The sequence below is a fragment of the Vreelandella aquamarina genome (assembly GCF_020075495.1).
GTDB lineage: Bacteria > Pseudomonadota > Gammaproteobacteria > Pseudomonadales > Halomonadaceae > Vreelandella > Vreelandella aquamarina_A.
The window spans coordinates 39319-57631 of sequence record NZ_JABYQT010000014.1; the positions used below are offsets into that span (position 1 = coordinate 39319).

Here is an 18313-nt window from a genome sequence, read left to right on the forward strand (position 1 = left end):
ATGCGGGTGATGGTTAAATCGCTTCTTCTCCGGTGATGGACGTCGTATCCTGCCAGCCGCCCCCCAGCGCCTTGAACAGGGTGGCAAAGGCGGTCAGGCGCTCGCTTTGCACCTCGGCGCGATCAAGCTTGGCCGAGAGCAGCGAGCGCTCGGCGTCCAGGCGTTCGAGCATGCTGGTCTGGCCCTGGTCGTAGGTCAGCACCGCCAAGTCCCGAGCACGTGACACCGCCTCGAGCTGCGCATCCACGGCGTTCAGGCGCTGGTCGGTCAGCTCGAAGCTGGTCAACGCATCGCGCACCTCATTGAAAGCGGTAAGCACGGTCAGCCGGTACTGGGCATCGGCCTGCTCTACCTGAGACTCCGCGATCTGGACGTTGGCGCGGGTGCGGCCAAAATCGAGAAGCGGGCCGACGATCGAGGCGCCAAGCCCCCAGGCACGGGCGTTGTCGGTGAACAGATCGCTCGCATCGGCGGCCACGCTGGCAAGCGAGGCGTTCAGGTTGATCGAGGGTAGCCTTGCGGCTTCGGCCACGCCCACGCCGGCATTGGCAGCGATCAGCGTGGCCTCGGCGGCGCGGATATCCGGGCGTCGTTGCAAGAGCTCCGAGGGAAGAAAGCCCGGCAGCCGTCGGGGTTCGGCGATCTCCACCAGGTGGGTATCGCCGTAGTCGAGCTCGCTCATCAGCTCGCGCGGGGTGAGTCCCACCAGAATCGCCAGCGCTCCTTTCAAGGCTTCCACCTGCTGCGTTACCTGAGGAAGCTCGGTACGCACGCTTCGCCATTCGGCCTCGGCCTGGCGGAAGCTGAGTTCGCTGATATCGCCAAGGTCATAGCGCAGCTTCTGTAGGCGAAAGGTCTCCTCGTAGGTGGCTTCGGTCTCTTCGAGGATCTCGCGCTGGTACTGAGCGTTCTTGAGATCGAAATAGGTGGTGACCACGTCCGCGATCACGCCGATCTCGGCGGCGTCGCGGGCGAACACGCTTTCACTGAAGGTAGCCAGCGCCGCCTCGCGCTGGCGGGCAAGACGCCCCCACAGATCGAATTCGTACTCGAGGCTGCCCGCCAGGGAGAACTGGTTGTTGGTCGAGGTGATCAGATCCTGCACCGGCTCGATGTCGATGGGAATGGACGCGCCAGGGGTGCGTTCACGGGTGGCCTCAGCCTGATAGCCCACGCTCGGGAACAGCTCGGCGTCGGCAAACCCGAGCTGGGCGCGTGCCTCCTGAATACGCGCCAGCTGCACCTCGAGCTCCAGATTGTCCTGGGTGGCGCGCTCGACCAAGGCGTTGAGTGCCGGGTCATCGAACTGGCGCCACCAATGGCGCCACTCTCCACGCTCGGCCTGGTCAAGCTCGATATGCGCAGGCCAGGTATCGGGCAGTTCGAGTTCCGGGGCCTGGTAATCCGGCCCCACCGCACAGCCGCTCAGCAGTATCGCCAGGGCGATGCCGGATAGGCGCCTCCTTGTGCATCCCTTCTTCATCAGCTCTCCTTGCTCATCGTCTTGCTTTTATATCGCCTTGATTTTTAAAAGCTTGGCCGCGGCCTCTTGGCGAGTTCGCTTGAGTGTCGATCATCTGGAAAAAAATGAAACGACTGTTCGCCACTTTTTCAGCCACCTACTATAGTAGGTGGCTGGCGTAATACCACCACTATTGAACCATGTTAACCGCTTGCAGGGAGGCAACGCATGAAGCCGGTTTTTTTAGGGATCCTTTTTCTCATTGCACCTTTGATATTGACCGGCTGTGGTGATGACGAAGAACAGCAGGAGCGCCCCGCGCAGGTCGTCAAGCTCGTCGAGGCGAGCCAGCAGGAGGTCTACCCGGGTAGGCGCTTCGTGGGCCGGGTGGATGCCAAGAGCACCGTGAACTACGCCTTTCAGGTGGGCGGGCGGATCACCGAGTTCCCCGCCGTTCAGGGGGCGGTGATCCCAGAGGGCGAACTGATCGCCCGGCTCGACCAAACCGACTACGTGCTGCAGGTGCGCGCCGCCGAGGCCGAGTACGAACAGGCTCGGCGCAACCTGAACCGTCAGCGCAGCCTGCGCGCCCAGGGCGCAGCGTCTCAGGCAGCCCTTGATGCCGCCATCGCCGAGGCCGAGCGCGCTGAAACCCAGCTCGACAGCGCCCGCCAGGAGCTTGAATACACCACTCTGAATGCGCCTTTCGACGCGCTGATCGCAAGGCGCCTGGTCGAGAACTACACCACCGTACCGCCCAACACCGAAATCGTGCGCATCCAGGACATCTCGGAGCTGCGCATTCGCTTCAACATTCCCCAGGCCATGATGCAGCACCTGGAAAATGGCCGACACTTCAGCGCCGAGGCGGAGATTGCCACCCTGCCGGGCCAGCGCATTCCGCTCGAGTACCGCGAGCATCTTACCGAGCCCGACGAAGTCGCCCAGACCTATCAAGCCGAGTTCGCCCCAGCGAACCAGAACATCATCGCCCTGCCCGGCACCACTGCCACGGTCTACATCAAGCCTGAAGCGCAGATCGACAGTCCCTTGATCAGCCTGCCCGGCAGCGCCCTGGACAACGATGAAGCGGGCGAATTCCGGGTGTGGGTATTCGATCCCGACGAGGGGGTGGTCCACCCTCAGCGTGTCAGCGTCGGCGAGATGGTCGATGACCGGGTGATGATCACCGCGGGTCTCGAGGCCGGCAGCCGGGTAGTGGCCACCGGCGCGCATCTGTTGCGCGACGGCATGCGCGTCAAGCCGCTCGACGCGGCACTTTAAGGGGGGCGTCATGGATATTGCCAAGCGCTCTATCGAAAAGCCGATCAATACCTGGCTGATCGTGGTGATCTGCCTGCTCGGCGGCATCTGGGGGTTCAATACGGTCGGCAAGCTCGAGGACCCTTCCTTCACCATTCCCTACGCGATCATCAACACGCCCTACCCCGGCGCCACCGCCGAGGAGGTCGAGGAAGAGGTCACCGAGCGCCTGGAGCGAGCCATTCAGGATATGCCCCAGATCGATGTGCTCGATTCGAAGTCGCTGCCGGGTCGCTCGGAGATCCAGGTGGAAATCCAGGACACCTACGGAAGCGACGAGCTGCCCCAGATCTGGGATGAACTGCGCAACAAGGTGAACGACGCCCAGGCAGAGCTGCCCCAGGGCGTAAGCGGCTCTCAGGTGAACGATGACTTCGGCGAAGTGTATGGCCTGTTTTATGCAGTTACCGCCGAGGGTTACTCCACACGCGAGATTCGCGATATATCGACGTTTCTGCAGCGCGAGCTGCTCGCCGTGCCGGGCGTTGCCCGGGTGAGTACTGCTGGCGAGCGCGAGGAGAGTATCTACATCGATATCTCCAACGAGCGCCTGACGACGCTGGGCATTCCCATCGAGCAGGTCATCAATACCATTCAGACCGAAAACGCCGTCGAAGATGCCGGCACGCTCAGAACCGGTGACCGCCAGGTTCGCCTGGTCGTGCGCTCGAACATCGACAGCACCACGCTGCTGGAGTCCATTCGCATCGGCCGGCCCGGCACCACCGAACAGGTCGCCCTTGCCGATATCGCCACCGTCTATCGCCAACCGGTAGACATCCCCGACCACATCGTGCACTACAACGGCAAGAGCGCGTTTACGCTGGGTATTGCTGGCATCGCCACCGATAACATCATCGAGATCGGCGAGGCGGTCGAGGCGCGCATGGAGGAGCTTCAGACCCGCATTCCGCTGGGTGTGGAGCTGAACCCGCTGTATGAACAGCACAACGTGGTCAACGATGCCATCAACGACTTCCTGGTCAACCTGGCCATGTCGGTGGCCATCGTGATCGGCGTGCTGTGTCTGGTCATGGGCTGGAAGGTCGGCATGGTGGTGGGCAGTACGCTACTGCTCACCGTGCTGGGCACGCTGTTCGTCATGGGTATCTTCAACATCGAGATGGAGCGCATCTCGCTGGGCGCCTTGATCATCGCCATGGGCATGCTGGTGGACAACTCCATCGTGGTGGCCGAAGGCATGGTGACCAACATCAAGGGCGGCATGAAGGCCAAGAAGGCGGCGAGCGCTGCTGCCAAGCGTGCCCAGATGCCGCTGTTCGGCGCGACGCTGATCGGCATCATGGCCTTTGCCGGCATCGGCCTGTCCGATGATGTCACCGGTGAGTTCATGTTCTCCCTGTTCATCGTCATTCTCGTCTCCTTGATGCTGAGCTGGCTGCTGGCACTGACCGTCACCCCGCTGTTTGGCTACTACCTGCTGCGCAAGAAAGGGGAAAAGGACGAAGAAGAGGAAGAAGAGGAAGAAGGAAAAGAGCAAGGCGAAGAGAAACGCAGCGAAGATGACAACAGTGAAGACGCTGACAGCCAAGACAACAGCAGCGGCGGCATCGTCTACCGCACCTACCGCAAGCTGCTGCTGGCCGCGCTCAAGGTGCGCATTCTCACCGTTTCGGCGCTTGTCGTGCTCACCGGGGTATGCATGTGGGCATTCACGCTGGTGCCGCAGTCCTTTTTCCCGGACTCCAGCACGCCGCTTTTCTTCATCAACTATGAACTGCCTCAGGGCACGGACATTCGCGCCACGATCCGCGATGTCGAGGAGATCGAGGCGTACATCCTCGAACACGAGGACGTGGTGTCGGTGGCAAGCTTCGTCGGCCGGGGAGCGACGCGCTTCATGCTCACCTACTCGCCAGAGCAGCCCAATACCGCCTACGCGCAGTTCATCATTCGCACCGAGGAGCTTGACCCTATCGATGCGCTGGACCGGGAGTTCTACAAGGAGCTCAACGAGCGCTACCCCAATGCCCAGGTGCGTACCCAGCGGTTGCAGTTTGGCCCCGGTGACGGCGCGGATATAGAAGCGCGCTTTCAAGGGCCTTCGCCAGAAGTACTGCGCGAGCTGGGCGACCAGGCCCGACGACTCATGGCGGCCAATCCCCTGTTGATCGATGAACGCATCGACTGGCGCCAGCAGGAGCTTGTCGTGGCACCGATCATCAACGAGGAGCGCGCACGCATCGCCGGGGTCACCCGAGAGGATATCGCCCAGACGCTCATGTTCGCCTCCTCCGGCATTCGCGCGGGCACCTACCGCGAAGGCGAACACTTGATTCCGATCACCGTGCGTGCGCCCCAGGCCGAGCGCGACGACGTGGCGCTGTTGAGCGATCGCCAGATCTACAGCGAAGCGCAGCAGCAGTTCGTGCCGATCACCCAGGTCGTGGACGGTTTCGAAGTGCGTTCGGAAGAGGCGCTGATCGAACGGCGCAACCGCGTTCGCACCCTGACGGTAGGCGCCGAGCCCGACAAGGGCTATACCGCGGCACAAGCCTTTGACGCCGTGCGCGCGGAAATCGAGGCGATCGAACTGCCGCCGGGCTACACGCTCGAGTGGGGCGGTGAGCACGAAAACTCCGGAGACGCTCAGGAATCGCTTGGCCAGCAGTTGCCGATAAGCTTCTTGATCATGGTGCTTACCTCGATTCTGCTGTTCGGCAAGCTCAGGCAACCCTTGATCGTCTGGCTGGTGGTGCCCATGTCGGTATGCGGCGTGGTCATCGGTTTGCTGATTACCGGCCTGCCCTTCTCGTTCACCGCGCTTCTGGGCATGCTGAGCCTGTCCGGCATGCTGATGAAGAACGCCATCGTGCTGGTGGACGAGATCGACGAGCAGATACGCTCGGGCACCGCGCGCTTCACCGCGCTGGTCGATGCCAGCATCAGCCGTCTGCGGCCGGTGTTTCTGGCCGCGGGAACGACGATTCTTGGCATGATTCCACTGTTGTGGGATGCCTTCTTCAACAGCATGGCGATCACCATCATGGGCGGCTTGCTGTTTGCCTCCATACTGACATTGATTGCCGTACCTACGCTCTATGCACTGTTTTTCCGCATCGACAACGATGAGGTGGACAACCGCTGATCTCGCGGGCGGCCTTGCCGGTAAGGCCGTCCGCATACGCTATACTGGTTTCAGTAACGGGCCACTTACCAACATAGAGTAATAAAACTACATATTTGACTCGTCTTTATTTTTAAAACTCTCAATATGGCGTATTAATATGTAAAATAACTACAAAGCCGTGCCGTTTCACTCATGCCGAGGTTCCTATGCCGAGTTCATCACCTGCTGCGCTACATACCACCGTCGCCGAGGTCACCCAACGTATCCGCGAGCGTTCCCGGCTACGGCGCGCTCTTTATGAAGACCACATGGCCGAGCAGCACAAGCAAGGCGTACACCGGGGCGAACTCTCCTGCGGCAACCTGGCCCACGGCTTTGCCGGCTGCGACGTACCTGCCGACAAGAACCGCCTCAAGCTGACCAACAGCGCCAACCTGGGCATCGTGTCGTCCTACAACGACATGCTTTCCGCCCACCGGCCGTTCGAGGACTACCCTGCCATCATCAAGGAGGCGGCGCGCGGCATGGGCTCCACCGCCCAGTTCGCCGGTGGCGTACCCGCCATGTGCGATGGCGTGACCCAGGGCCAGCCCGGCATGGAGCTGTCGCTTTTCTCCCGCGATGTGATTGCCATGGCAACCGCGGTGGCGCTTTCTCACAACATGTTCGACGCGGCGCTGTATCTGGGCATCTGCGACAAGATCGTGCCGGGGCTTTTCATCGGTGCGGCGCGCTTTGGCCACCTGCCTGCCGTGTTCGTGCCGGGCGGGCCGATGACCACCGGCCTGCCCAATGATGAAAAGGCCCGCGTGCGCCAGCTCTTTGCTGAAGGCAAGGTGGGCCGCGACGAGCTTCTGGAAGCCGAGTCCCAGTCCTACCACAGCCCCGGTACCTGCACCTTCTACGGCACCGCCAACTCCAACCAGCTGATGATGGAGATGATGGGCCTGCACTTGCCCGGCGCGTCGTTCGTCAACCCCGGCACGCCCTTGCGCGAAGCGCTGACCCGCTACGCTACCGAGCAGGCGATTCGCAATACCGAGCAGAGCGGCAACTACCGTCCGTTTTACCAGCAGGTCGACGAGCGCGCCATCGTCAATGCCATGGTGGGCCTGCTGGCCTCGGGTGGCTCCACCAACCACACCCTGCACCTGGTGGCCATGGCGGCGGCCGCGGGTATCACCATCAACTGGGACGACTTCACCGAGCTTTCCGCGGTAGTGCCCAGCATGACGCGCATCTACCCCAACGGGCAGGCAGATGTGAATCACTTCCAGGCGGCAGGCGGCATGAGCCTGCTGATTCGCGAGCTGCTTGGCGCCGGGCTGATCCACGGCGATATCCCCACGGTGTTTGGCACCGACCTCACCGCCTACACCCAGGAACCCTTCCTTGAAGATGGCAAGCTCACCTGGCGCGAAGGCCCGACCGAAAGCCTGGACCCGGACGTGCTGCGCCCGGTAGGCACCCCCTTCTCGCCCACCGGTGGGCTGACCGTGCTGGACGGCAACCTGGGGCGTGGCGTGATCAAGATTTCCGCAGTCAAGCAGGCACACCGCGTGGTGGAAGCGCCGGTTCAGCTGTTCGATGACCAGAACCAGGTAAAAGCGGCGTTCGAATCCGGCCAGCTTGACCGCGATGTGATCGTGGTAGTGCGCTTCCAGGGTCCCAAGGCCAACGGCATGCCGGAACTGCACAAGCTCACCCCGTTTCTGGGAGTGCTCCAGGATCGCGGCTTCAAGGTCGCCCTGGTGACAGATGGCCGCATGTCCGGCGCTTCCGGCAAGGTACCCTCCGCCATTCATGTAACGCCCGAGGCGGTCGACCGCGGCCCGCTTGCCAAGCTGCAGGATGGCGATATCGTGCGCCTGGATGCCGAAACCGGCGAACTCAACGTACTGGTGGATTCAGCGACCCTGGCCGCCCGCCCGTTCGCCCAGGCCAACCTCGAGCACAGTCGTTTCGGCATGGGCCGCGAGCTGTTTGGCGGTTTTCGCCACCTGGCGACTCGGGCGGAAGAAGGCGCCGGGGTATTCGGCGGCTTCGAAGCTGACGTGCTGGCCCGTGAACTTGAAAAAATCGAGCAGGAAGACCAATGAGCCGACCGGCCCTGATTGGTGATATCGGCGGCACCAATGCCCGCTTTGCCCTGGTAACCCCAGGGCAAGCGGCGCCGCAGGATATTCTCAACCTGCCCTGCGCGGATTACCCAGGCGTGGTGGAAGCCGCGCAGGATTATCTGGCCCAGGTGGGCGCCACCGGCAGCAGCGCCCCGGTCGAGGCCTGCCTGGCCTTTGCCTGCCCGGTGCATGCCGAGCAGGTCAAGATGACCAACAACCACTGGCAGTTCTTGAAAGGCGAAGTACAGCAGTCGCTTGGCCTCTCGCTGTTCAAGGTGATCAACGACTTTACCGCCCAGGCGCTGGGCATTCCTCATGTGCCTGCGCAGAACCTGGTTGAAGTCAAGCCCGGCAATGCTCAGGCCCACACCCTGCGCCTGGTGATGGGCCCGGGCACCGGCCTTGGCGTGGCGGGGGTCTTCCCCGGCCAGCGCGCCTGGATACCGCTGCCCACCGAAGGTGGACATGTGACGTTCGCGCCCACCGACGAACTCGAGCGCCAGCTCGTGGCCGAGCTTGCGTCGCGCTACTCGCGGGTCAGCGTCGAGCGTCTGCTCTGCGGCCAGGGGATCGTGGATATCTATACTGCCCTGTGCAGGTTCGATAACATCGACCCAAGGCTAGAAACCGCCGCGGCGATCACCCAGGCCGCTCAGCAGGGCGACGCGCCTGCTGGTCAGGCGCTGCAGCGGTTTCTGAAGATTCTTGGCGACGTATGTGGCGACACGACCCTGACCATGGGCGCGCGCGGGGGGGTATATCTGTGTGGCGGGATCGTTCCGCGCCTGCTGGACTGGCTGCCGGAAAGCGAGCTGTGCGAGGCATTTACCAACAAGGGCCGCATGCACGCCTACAACGCAGATATTCCGATCTGGGTGGTCACTCACCCCTGGACGGGGCTGCTCGGGGCCGCTGAAGCGCTGCATAACGAGGAAGTGCTTTAACGCCCGCCCTTGGCGATGCCCGCCTTCCACTGCGCCTTGATGGATAACGGCTTCAAGCAGGCAACTTTGGTCTGATTGCCAAAATGTCAGACATTTAATACGCTCAAGGTATCATCGGATACCCTGAGATGCGCCATGACGCTGGATGCCTTACCCACCCACTCCGGCGGGGCCGAGAACCTGGCCCGCCTGCTGGCTCGTGCCTTGCTGGCGGGGCACTGGCAGCCGGGCTGCCTATTTCCCAAAGAGCTGGATATCAGCCAGCATTTTTCGGTCAGCCGCAACCAGGTGCGTAACGCGCTGGCGAGTCTTTCAGGTGCCGGCCTTCTCGAGCGCACCGCCGGGCGTGGCACCCGAGTGCGCGCCATGAGCGACTGGCATCTGCTCGACCCATTGATGAGCGAATGGATGAGCGGGCTTGTGGATATTGACCCCAAGCTCGTGCGAGCCATCTACGCGTTTCGCTTTTCTGCCGAGCCGCTGGTCGCGGGTCTGGCCGCCCAGTCGGCCAGCGTCGAGGATATCCAGCGTCTTGAAGCCGCGTTTGCCGGCATGCAGCGCTCGGCAACGGCGAAGCAGCCCGATGCTCGCGCTCACCATATCGAGCATGATGTCGCCTTTCATGACGTGATTTACCAGGCGACCCATAACCTGGTCTGGCGGCAGATGGGCTATCTACTGCGCCCCTCCATCATGGCCCTGGTGCATCGCTCCCAGCACGCTATCGAAACCCTCGACGACAGCCTTGCCCGCCATGGCCACGTGCTGAATGCCATCAAGGCAGGCGATGTGGCCGCTGCCGAAACCGCAGCCCGCGAAGTGCTGCGACGCACCGCCGTCGATCTGGGCATCGTGGCTGATACGTCTTCAAACACCCTGTAACGCGAGCCGCCTTACGGCCCACCACAAGGAACGCATCGCATGAAAATCACGCGCCTTAAAACCTGGCAGGTACCGCCGCGCTGGCTGTTTCTTAAAATCGAGACCGACGAAGGCTGCTATGGCTGGGGCGAGCCGGTCATCGAAGGCCGCGCCGCCACCGTGGAAGCTGCCGTACACGAGCTTGCCGACTACCTGATCGGCCAGGACCCGCACCGTATCGAGCACCTCTGGAACACACTGTACCGCGCCGGTTTCTATCGCGGTGGCCCGATTCTGATGAGCGCCATCGCCGGTATCGACCAGGCGCTGTGGGACCTGAAGGGGCGCGACCTGGGCGTGCCCGTGCACCAGCTTCTGGGCGGGGCGGTGCGCGACAAGATGCGCATGTACGCCTGGACCGGCGGCGACCGGCCCAGTGACGTGGGCGCGGGCGCCAAGGCGCTGGTCGAGAAAGGCTTTACCGCGTTCAAGATGAACGGCACCCCGGAAATGCAGATTGTCGATTCCCACCGCAAGGTTGACGAAGCCGTGGCGCGGGTGCGTGAAGCGCGCGAAGCGGTGGGGCCGGATGTAGGCATCGGCATCGACTTTCATGGCCGTGTGCACCGCCCCATGGCCAAGGCGCTCTTGCGTGAACTGGAGCCGTTTCATCCGATGTTCGTCGAAGAGCCGGTAGCGCCGGAGCACCTGCCGTGTCTCAAGGATATTGCCGGCGGGCTTGGCTATCCGCTGGCCACCGGCGAGCGGCTGCACACGCGCTTTGAGTTCCGCGACCTTTTGGCCGACGGCATGATCGATATCATCCAGCCGGATATTTCTCACTGCGGCGGCATCAGTGAAGGTCTCAAGATCGCATCGCTCGCCTCAGCCTATGACGTGGCCCTCGCCCCCCACTGCCCGCTGGGGCCGCTGACGCTGGCCGCCTCGCTCCAGCTCGATGCGGTAAGCCACAATGCCTTTATTCAAGAGCAGAGCATGGGCATTCACTACAATCAGGGCAATGACGTGCTGGACTACCTGGTGGATAAAACGGCGCTGAGCATAACCGACGGCTTCTGCGCCATTCCACAAGGCCCCGGGCTGGGTGTCGAGATCGACGAAGCCTTTGTCGAGGAGCGCGCCAAGACCGGCCACCGCTGGCGCAACCCGGTATGGACCCACGACGATGGCTCCATCGCCGAGTGGTAGGCCCGCAATGACAGGGAAGCAGACCAATGCACAGCAATGACACCTCAAGGCGCGAGCTTGCCTGGATAGCGGTGGACTGGGGCTCCAGCAACCTGCGCGCCTGGGCAATGGATGCCCAGGACCAGGTGATGGCCGACGCCGGCAGCGACAAAGGCATGCTTGCCCTTGCACCCGAGCGCTACGAAGCCGAGCTCCTGCGCCTGGTGCAGGATTGGCTGCCTGACAGCGGCCAGACGGATGTGGTGGTATGTGGCATGGCCGGCGCTCGTCAGGGCTGGCGAGAAGCCGCCTACCTGCCGGTGCCCGCCGCCCTTCGAAAGCTCAGCCAGGGGGCCGTGTCACCGCGCCTTGAAGGCACGCGGCTTCGAGTTCATCTGCTGCCGGGATTGAGCCAGAGCCACCCGCATTTTGACGTCATGCGCGGCGAGGAGACCCAGCTTGCCGGCCTGGTCGCCGAAAAACCTGATTTTTCAGGGCGTGTCTGCCTGCCCGGCACCCATGCCAAATGGGCCACGCTTGAATCTGGCGCGGTCACCCAGTTCACCACGTATCTTACCGGCGAGCTTTATCAGTTGCTGGCGGACCAGTCGGTGCTCAAGCACTCGGTAGGTAGTGACGATCTTGACGACCCTGCCTGCCAGGCTGCCTTTACGCGAGCCGTGGCTGAGGCCCATGCTGCCCCGCAGGCCTTCAGCAGCCGTTTGTTCGGGCTGCGCGCCCAGGACTTGCTGGATAGCCGCCTGCCCTCGGGCAGCGCCCGCTTGGCGGTTCTTTCCGCCAGGCTTTCAGGGCTTGCCATCGGCCTCGAGCTGAGCGATGCCTGCCGGGAGCAGCCTGGCGACGAACCCGTTACACTGATAGGTAACCCGGCACTTTGCCGCCGCTATCGCGTGGCGCTAGACGCCATTGGCTACCCGGCGACACACCTGGATGGAAACAGCGCGGTGCTGGCTGGCCTGCGCCTTGCCCACCGGGCGCTCACTGACAATGGAGAGTCACTATGACACTGCCCTTGATAGGCATTCTACGAGGCGTGACACCTGATGAAGTGGTGGAGATTGCCCGCGAGGTACTTGCCGCAGGCATTACCTATATTGAAGTGCCGCTCAATTCCCCCGACCCGTTCACCAGTATCGGCATGCTGGCTGAAGCCCTGGGTGAGCACGCCGTGATTGGCGCCGGTACGGTGCTGATTCCCGAGCAGGTGCGCGAAGTACATGACGTTGGCGGACGCCTGATCGTATCGCCCAACTGCCGCCCCAGCGTGATCGAGGAAACGCGTCACCTGGGCATGGCCAGCTGGCCGGGCATCATGACCCCCTCTGAAGCCTATGACGCGATAGACGCAGGCGCCACCGGCCTGAAGCTCTTCCCGGCCGTACAGGTAGGCATCGAAGGCATGAAGGCGATGCGCTCAGTACTGCCAGCCGGTACGCTGCTGTACGCGGTGGGTGGTGTTGGCGTCGACAACTTTGCCGCCTGGCGGGCAGCCGGTATTGATGGTGCAGGGCTTGGGAGCGCGCTGTATACACCGGGCCAGACACCTGAGGAAGTCGGCCGCCAGGCCAAGGCGCTGGTCGCCGCCTGGGAAGCGGGAGAGACACCATGAGTCCCTTTATCTGGAAAGCCGAACTTGCCGTGGATTCACGCTGCGAGCTGGGCGAAGGCCCGCAGTGGCACGCGGCGCAAAACCGGCTTTACTGGTGCGACATTCTTGGCAAGCGCCTGCACTGGCTCGACCCGGCCACGGCTCGCCATGAAAGCGTAACGCTCGACCAGATGGTCTCCTGCGCCGCGCCCGTGAGTGACGGCCGGCTGCTGCTTGTGGGCGAACGAAGCCTCGCTCTTTTCGACACCGAGCGCCAGACTCACACCCACTTGTGTGCTTTCGAAGCCGACAACCCGGTCACACGCAGCAACGATGCGCGGGTAGATCGTCACGGCGGCCTGTGGCTTTCGACCATGGGCAAGAACGCCGAGCCGAAGGCAGGCAGCCTTTACCGGCTTTATCGCGGCGAGCTTGTGATCCTGCGTACCGGATTGACCATTCCCAACTCGATCTGCTTTTCTGCCGATGACCACGCCTACTTCACCGATACGCCCACCGGGCAGGTGATGCGCTGGGCGCTGGACGAAAACGGCTGGCCCGTGGGCGAGCCCGAGTGCTTTGCGGATTTTTCCACCCACGCGGGCAGCCCGGATGGCGCGGTGATGGATAGCGAAGGCTGCCTCTGGCTTTCACTGTGGGGCGCCGGCGAAGTGGTGCGTCTAGATGAAAAGGGCCAGATCATCGGACGCGTCGCGCTGCCGGTTGACCAGCCCTCCTGCCCGGTGTTTGCGGGAGATGATCTCAAGACGCTGTATATCACCACGGCGCGGGAAGGCTTGAGCTCGGAAAAGCTTGCCGAAACGCCCACCGCCGGCGCGCTATACCGAGTGGAAACCGGCGTTGCCGGCCTTGCCGAGCCGCCCCTGCAGTTGGCCTAGCCGGCAGGCTTTCGACTACGCTCCCTTCACCAACAAACTCCCCCCCTTCACCAACAGAAAGCCCCGCGAGTTTTAGCGCTCGCGGGGCTTATTGACAGCTCGACTTCAAGCTCGGGTCATTCAGCTTGTGAATTAACCCGCAAAGCTTACGTACATCACGATCACCAGCACCACCAGCACGATACCCGCCGGTACTGCGCCCTTCCAGGGGGTGAGGTCGACATCGCCGGTATGCTCCTGTACCCAGTCGGTTTCCCGAGGGCGCAGCTTGCCGATGATCAGCATGGTTATCACCAGCAGTGCAAACACCAGCGCCACGAAGTGGAACTCGTGCATCACCTGGGGTAGCAGAGTAAAGGGCGGCACGAAGTAACCTGCGGCAATCAGCAGGCAGCCGCCCACCAGCGCAATCTTGGCCGCCATGGGCGGTACGCGCTTGGTCAGAAGCCCGACGATGACGACGGCCAGAATGGGGATGAAGTAGATCGCGTTCATCTTCTGCAGATAGCCAAACAGGCTATCCTGCCCGGCCAGCAGCGGCGCGATGATCATGGTGATGATCGCCATGATCCAGCCAAACACCTTGCCGGACTTGACCACCTGCGCTTCCGTGGCGTCCTTGTTCAGCACGCCCTTGTAGATACCCAGGCTGAAGATGGTGGTGGTACTGTTGAGCGCCGAGTTGAACGAGGAGAGAATGGCCCCGACCATCACCGCGGCAAAGAACCCGGTCAGGTAAGGCGGCAGCACGTGAAACACCAGATGGCCGTAGGCTTCATCGGCGCGCACGCCCTGGTCGGCATACAGGTGGTAGGCGATGATGCCCGGCAGCACCAGGTACAATGGGCCCAGCAGCTTGAACAGGCCGGTCAGCAGCACGCCTTTCTGCCCTTCGGCCAGGTTCTTGGCGGCAAAGGTGCGCTGGATGATCTGCTGGTTGGTACTCCAGTAGAACAGGTTGATCAGGAAAACGCCGGTAAACAGGGTGAAGAACGGCACCTGCTGCTCCGCGCCACCAATGGAGTTGAGCTTTTCCGGGTCGCTCTCCTTGAGAATGCTCCAGCCTTCCATGATGCCGGCGCCCCCACTGACCGCCTGCAGGCCGAAATAGACGATCACGAAGCCACCGACCAGCAGACCGATACCGTTGAGCGTGTCGGATACCGCTACCGTGCGCAGCCCGCCGAACAGGGCGTAAACCGCGCCGATGATGCCCACGATCCACACCGTCAGCCATAAAAGCGTCGTGGAGGACTGAATGCCGGTCAGCCCCTGCAGATCCAGCATGCCCTGCAGCCCAATGGCGCCGGAGTAGAGAATGATGGGCAGCAGAATCACTGCATAGGCGATCAGGAAGATGATGTTGGTAATCAGCTGCGTGTCTTTATCAAAGCGAATTTCCAGCAGCTGAGGCAGCGTGGCGATACCGCTTTTCAGAAAGCGCGGCAGGAAAAACAGCGCCAGCGCCACCAGGGCAATGACTGCCACCACTTCCCAGGCCATGACGCTCAAGCCATCAGCGAAGGCGGCGCCATTCAAGCCGACCATCTGCTCGGTGGAAAGGTTGGTCATCAGCAGTGAGCCGGCGATCAGCGGAAAGGTCAGCGAACGCCCGGCCAGAAAGTAGCCGCTGGTACTCGAATGGTCATCCCGATGCGTGATACGCCAGGTGATGAAGGCAACCAGTCCTGTAAAGAACAGGAAAGACGCGAGAGTAAGCATAAAGTGGCTGCTCCTTGTTTCTTGTCATCGCTCATTGCACCAGCCTGAGCGCATCTAAATGTCTGACATATTCACGCAAGTTTAAAGGAGCCAATGATTAACTGGTTATCCATCTTTGGTCGTACCGGCCAGTGAATTCCCGCCATGAAAAAACCGGGCAGAGGATGTCTGCCCGGTCTTCATGATCAGATTCGATGGCGCCTGGCGAGGCTACCGGTGAAAACGATCGACGGCTTCCTGTGCCAGCTTGCGAATGCCGTCCCAATCTTCGGCTTCGATCAGCTTGCTGGGCGTAAGCCAAGAGCCGCCTACGCACATCACGTTGGGCAGCGACAGGTAGGATTCGGCGTTATCCACGGTAATACCGCCGGTGGGGCAAAACTGTGCGCCGGGGATCGGTGCACCAAAGGCCTTGAGCGCCTTGGCGCCACCGCTGGATTCGGCGGGAAAGAACTTGAATCGACGATAGCCGTACTGCCAGCCGGTCATCAGCTCCGAGACGGTGGAAACCCCCGGCAGCATGGGCACCGGGCTTTCGACGCCGTAGCGGTAGAGTGCCTCGGTGGCGCCCGGCGTTACCACGAAATCCGCACCTGCCTCTTCAGCCTGACGGTATTGGGCTGGTGTCAGCACAGTGCCAACACCAATGCTGGCGCCGGTAAGTTCCTTCTTCATGCGCCTGATGGCATCAAGCGCGCAGTCGGTGCGCAGGGTGATTTCCAGCACGCTCAAGCCGCCTTCGACGAGCGCTCTGCCTAGCGGCACGGCATCCTCAAGACGCTCGATGGTGATGACCGGAATCACTTCGGCCTTGTAGCAGATGCTGTCGAGTTCGGCGGTGCGCGTTGAGGGCAGCTGTTTATCAATGGGCATGGCGTGTCTCCAGGTAACCTGTTGTTGAATGATCGTTATGGCGCCCAGTAAATCGCCAACGGGCAGGACAGAAAAGCACGTATCGGCAGTTGCCGGACATCGTCACCGCTCAGGGCGCTGGCCAGTACGGTGCGCTTGTCATCGCCGGTTATGTGCAGAATATGCCGGCTCGCCTGGTGCAGGCGGGCCGCGGAAAAGGTAATGCGCGGCTGGGGCTGGCTGGGCGTGCGCACGGCGACCAGCGGCTCGTCGGTGGCCAGTGCCAGGCCAAGCTCCTGGCTATCCGGAAACAGCGATGCCGTATGGCCATCGCCGCCCATGCCCAGAATGATCACACTTGCCGGCCAGGCAAGCCCTGCCGTGCGCCGGGCCACTTCCGCCACCCCCTCTTCCGGGGTCGAAGCGCTTGAGGTCAGCGGCACAAAGTGCGCAGCGGCCGCGTTGCCTTGAAGCAGGTTCTCGCGTACCAGCCTTGCGTTGCTGTCGGAGCTTTCGGCATCCACCCAGCGCTCGTCGGCAAGGGTAATATCAACCCGCTCCCAGGCAAGCGGCTTGGCCGCCAGCGCCTGGAAAAAGGGAACCGGGGTCGAGCCGCCGGAAACGATCAGCAGCACGCGTTCCTGGCGTCCTAGATCTTCCTCAAGGGCCTTGGCTACCGCTTCGGCCAGCTGCTCGGCAAGCTGTTGACGTGCCTGGGTCATATCAATAATCCTCGTACCAGCTGCGGCCATCCTGAGTAATCATGGCAATGGACGCCACCGGCCCCCAGGAGCCTGCCGGATAGCGCCGGGGCGGCGTTTCGCGCGCCTGCCAGCCTTCGATCAGCTGGTCGCACCAGCGCCAGGCGTGTTCGACCTCATCGCGGCGTACAAACAGGTACTGCTGGCCTTTCATGACCTCCAGCAGCAGCCGTTCGTAGGCATCGGGAATCCGCGACTTGGGGAAGGCGCTGTTGAAATCCAGGTGCAGCGGACCAGGGCGCAGGCGCATGCCCTTGTCCAGGCCGCTGTCCTTGGTGAGTACCTGAAGCGCGATGCCTTCTTCCGGCTGCAGACGAATGATCAGCTTGTTGGAGGCGATGCCGCGCTGGTCGGGGTCGAAGATATAGTGCGCCTGCTGGCGAAAGTGAATGACGATCTGCGAGAGCTTTTCCGGCATGCGCTTGCCGGTGCGCAGGTAGAACGGCACGCCGGCCCAGCGCCAGTTGGCCACTTCGGTCTTCATGGCCACGAAGGTTTCGGTCTGGCTCTCGGTGTTGGCGTCCTCTTCTTCCAGGTAACCGGGCACGGACTGGCCATCGCTGGTACCGGCAATATACTGCCCGCGCACCACGTCACGGCCCAGCGCTTCGCCGGTAAACGGCTTGAGCGCCTTGAGCACCTTGACCTTCTCGTCACGAATGGCGTCGGCATCCAGGTTGGAAGGCGGGTCCATGGCGATCAGGCAGAGCAACTGCAGAAGATGATTCTGAACCATGTCACGCAGCTGGCCTGCATCGTCGAAATAGCCCCAGCGGCCTTCGATACCCACTTTCTCGGCCACGGTAATTTCCACGTGGGAGATATGGTTCTGGTTCCACTGGGTACCGAACAAGGGGTTGGCGAACCGCAGCGCAATCAGGTTCTGCACCGTTTCCTTGCCCAGGTAGTGGTCGATGCGATATACCCGCGACTCGGGGAACACGGCGCCGATGGCGTCGTTGATCTGCTCGGACGAGCGAAGGTCGTAGCCGATGGGCTTTTCCACCACGACGCGGGTATCGTCATCCAGGCTGCCGCTGGCATGCAGGTTGTGGCAGATGTCGCCGTAGATACGTGCGCCCACGGACAGGTACACCACCATGGGGCGTTCGGCCCCTTCGCGCCACTGGCGAATGGCGTCATACCCTTCAGCCGTGGTGAAGTCGAGCTGACGATAGTCCAGGCGCTCGAGAAAACGCTCGATGCTGGCTTCATCTACCTCGCTCTCCTTGAGCCGCTTGCGCAGCGCAGCACTGACCAGTTGACGAAAGGCCGCTACATCGTGCTCCTGGCGTGCCAGCCCCAGAATGCGCGTAGTTTCCGGCATCAGGCCTTCACGATCCAGGTGGTACAAGGCAGGAAACAGCTTGCGCATGGCAAGGTCGCCCAACGCCCCGAACAGCGCCAAATCAATGGCATGGTCACGTCCGCCTAGCGGGGCGCCTGGAGAGGCATATGACTTGCTCATCTCTGCTCCTATG

14 protein-coding genes are annotated in these 18313 nt (G+C 62.2%); 9 read left to right on the top strand and 5 right to left on the bottom strand.

From position 1 onward, the window contains the following. Nucleotides 1-13: 13 nt before the first annotated feature. Nucleotides 14-1483 carry an efflux transporter outer membrane subunit gene (locus HW452_RS15930; protein ID WP_224107087.1) on the bottom strand — a complete coding sequence of 490 codons (1470 nt, stop codon included), beginning with the start codon at nucleotides 1481-1483 and terminating at the stop codon, nucleotides 14-16. A gap of 207 nt (nucleotides 1484-1690) precedes the next feature. Here HW452_RS15930 and HW452_RS15935 point away from each other — a divergent pair, with 207 nt between their 5' ends. The 9 genes from HW452_RS15935 to HW452_RS15975 all read left to right on the top strand — a co-directional run bounded on the left by HW452_RS15935 (nucleotide 1691) and on the right by HW452_RS15975 (nucleotide 13497). Continuing rightward, nucleotides 1691-2746, top strand: coding sequence for an efflux RND transporter periplasmic adaptor subunit (locus tag HW452_RS15935; RefSeq protein ID WP_224107088.1), 1056 nt, complete (start codon nucleotides 1691-1693; stop codon nucleotides 2744-2746). Nucleotides 2747-2756: 10 nt separating this feature from the next. Continuing rightward, the gene (locus HW452_RS15940; RefSeq protein WP_224107089.1) at nucleotides 2757-5894 is read left to right on the top strand and encodes an efflux RND transporter permease subunit; all 3138 of its coding nucleotides are present in this window, start codon (nucleotides 2757-2759) and stop codon (nucleotides 5892-5894) included. A 188-nt stretch (nucleotides 5895-6082) separates the two neighbouring features. Next, nucleotides 6083-7975 carry a phosphogluconate dehydratase gene (gene edd, locus HW452_RS15945; protein WP_224107090.1) on the top strand — a complete coding sequence of 631 codons (1893 nt, stop codon included), beginning with the start codon at nucleotides 6083-6085 and terminating at the stop codon, nucleotides 7973-7975. Next, nucleotides 7972-8940, top strand: a complete 969-nt coding sequence (gene glk, locus HW452_RS15950; protein ID WP_224107091.1) for a glucokinase — start codon at nucleotides 7972-7974, stop codon at nucleotides 8938-8940. Before edd ends, glk begins: the two co-directional genes overlap by 4 nt. A gap of 135 nt (nucleotides 8941-9075) precedes the next feature. Next, the gene (locus tag HW452_RS15955; protein ID WP_224107092.1) at nucleotides 9076-9822 is read left to right on the top strand and encodes a FadR/GntR family transcriptional regulator; all 747 of its coding nucleotides are present in this window, start codon (nucleotides 9076-9078) and stop codon (nucleotides 9820-9822) included. A gap of 39 nt (nucleotides 9823-9861) precedes the next feature. Then, nucleotides 9862-11010, top strand: a complete 1149-nt coding sequence (gene dgoD / locus HW452_RS15960; protein WP_224107093.1) for a galactonate dehydratase — start codon at nucleotides 9862-9864, stop codon at nucleotides 11008-11010. Nucleotides 11011-11036: 26 nt separating this feature from the next. Further along, nucleotides 11037-12014, top strand: coding sequence for a 2-dehydro-3-deoxygalactonokinase (locus HW452_RS15965; protein WP_224107094.1), 978 nt, complete (start codon nucleotides 11037-11039; stop codon nucleotides 12012-12014). Then, nucleotides 12011-12619, top strand: a complete 609-nt coding sequence (locus HW452_RS15970) for a 2-dehydro-3-deoxy-6-phosphogalactonate aldolase (protein ID WP_224107095.1) — start codon at nucleotides 12011-12013, stop codon at nucleotides 12617-12619. Before HW452_RS15965 ends, HW452_RS15970 begins: the two co-directional genes overlap by 4 nt. Further along, nucleotides 12616-13497 carry an SMP-30/gluconolactonase/LRE family protein gene (locus HW452_RS15975; RefSeq protein WP_224107096.1) on the top strand — a complete coding sequence of 294 codons (882 nt, stop codon included), beginning with the start codon at nucleotides 12616-12618 and terminating at the stop codon, nucleotides 13495-13497. The genes HW452_RS15970 and HW452_RS15975 overlap by 4 nt, the downstream gene beginning before the upstream one ends. Before the next feature lie 132 nt (nucleotides 13498-13629). Here the strand turns inward: HW452_RS15975 and HW452_RS15980 are convergent, their stop codons facing one another. The 4 genes from HW452_RS15980 to zwf all read right to left on the bottom strand — a co-directional run bounded on the left by HW452_RS15980 (nucleotide 13630) and on the right by zwf (nucleotide 18300). Further along, on the bottom strand, nucleotides 13630-15219 hold the full coding sequence (locus tag HW452_RS15980) for a solute:sodium symporter family transporter (protein ID WP_224107097.1): 1590 nt from the start codon (nucleotides 15217-15219) through the stop codon (nucleotides 13630-13632). 210 nt (nucleotides 15220-15429) lie between these two features. After that, on the bottom strand, nucleotides 15430-16092 hold the full coding sequence (locus tag HW452_RS15985) for a bifunctional 4-hydroxy-2-oxoglutarate aldolase/2-dehydro-3-deoxy-phosphogluconate aldolase (RefSeq protein ID WP_224107098.1): 663 nt from the start codon (nucleotides 16090-16092) through the stop codon (nucleotides 15430-15432). Between the two features lie 35 nt (nucleotides 16093-16127). Further along, the gene (pgl, locus tag HW452_RS15990; protein ID WP_224107099.1) at nucleotides 16128-16793 is read right to left on the bottom strand and encodes a 6-phosphogluconolactonase; all 666 of its coding nucleotides are present in this window, start codon (nucleotides 16791-16793) and stop codon (nucleotides 16128-16130) included. Between the two features lies 1 nt (nucleotide 16794). Continuing rightward, on the bottom strand, nucleotides 16795-18300 hold the full coding sequence (zwf, locus tag HW452_RS15995; protein WP_224107100.1) for a glucose-6-phosphate dehydrogenase: 1506 nt from the start codon (nucleotides 18298-18300) through the stop codon (nucleotides 16795-16797). Between the last annotated feature and the right edge of the window lie 13 nt (nucleotides 18301-18313).

Coding starts and splice junctions, on each gene's coding strand:
- HW452_RS15930 (WP_224107087.1), bottom strand. CDS start 1,483: ATGAAGAAGGGATGCACAAGGAGGCGCCTATCCGGCATCGCCCTGGCG.
- HW452_RS15935 (WP_224107088.1), top strand. CDS start 1,691: ATGAAGCCGGTTTTTTTAGGGATCCTTTTTCTCATTGCACCTTTGATA.
- HW452_RS15940 (WP_224107089.1), top strand. CDS start 2,757: ATGGATATTGCCAAGCGCTCTATCGAAAAGCCGATCAATACCTGGCTG.
- edd (WP_224107090.1), top strand. CDS start 6,083: ATGCCGAGTTCATCACCTGCTGCGCTACATACCACCGTCGCCGAGGTC.
- glk (WP_224107091.1), top strand. CDS start 7,972: ATGAGCCGACCGGCCCTGATTGGTGATATCGGCGGCACCAATGCCCGC.
- HW452_RS15955 (WP_224107092.1), top strand. CDS start 9,076: ATGACGCTGGATGCCTTACCCACCCACTCCGGCGGGGCCGAGAACCTG.
- dgoD (WP_224107093.1), top strand. CDS start 9,862: ATGAAAATCACGCGCCTTAAAACCTGGCAGGTACCGCCGCGCTGGCTG.
- HW452_RS15965 (WP_224107094.1), top strand. CDS start 11,037: ATGCACAGCAATGACACCTCAAGGCGCGAGCTTGCCTGGATAGCGGTG.
- HW452_RS15970 (WP_224107095.1), top strand. CDS start 12,011: ATGACACTGCCCTTGATAGGCATTCTACGAGGCGTGACACCTGATGAA.
- HW452_RS15975 (WP_224107096.1), top strand. CDS start 12,616: ATGAGTCCCTTTATCTGGAAAGCCGAACTTGCCGTGGATTCACGCTGC.
- HW452_RS15980 (WP_224107097.1), bottom strand. CDS start 15,219: ATGCTTACTCTCGCGTCTTTCCTGTTCTTTACAGGACTGGTTGCCTTC.
- HW452_RS15985 (WP_224107098.1), bottom strand. CDS start 16,092: ATGCCCATTGATAAACAGCTGCCCTCAACGCGCACCGCCGAACTCGAC.
- pgl (WP_224107099.1), bottom strand. CDS start 16,793: ATGACCCAGGCACGTCAACAGCTTGCCGAGCAGCTGGCCGAAGCGGTA.
- zwf (WP_224107100.1), bottom strand. CDS start 18,300: ATGAGCAAGTCATATGCCTCTCCAGGCGCCCCGCTAGGCGGACGTGAC.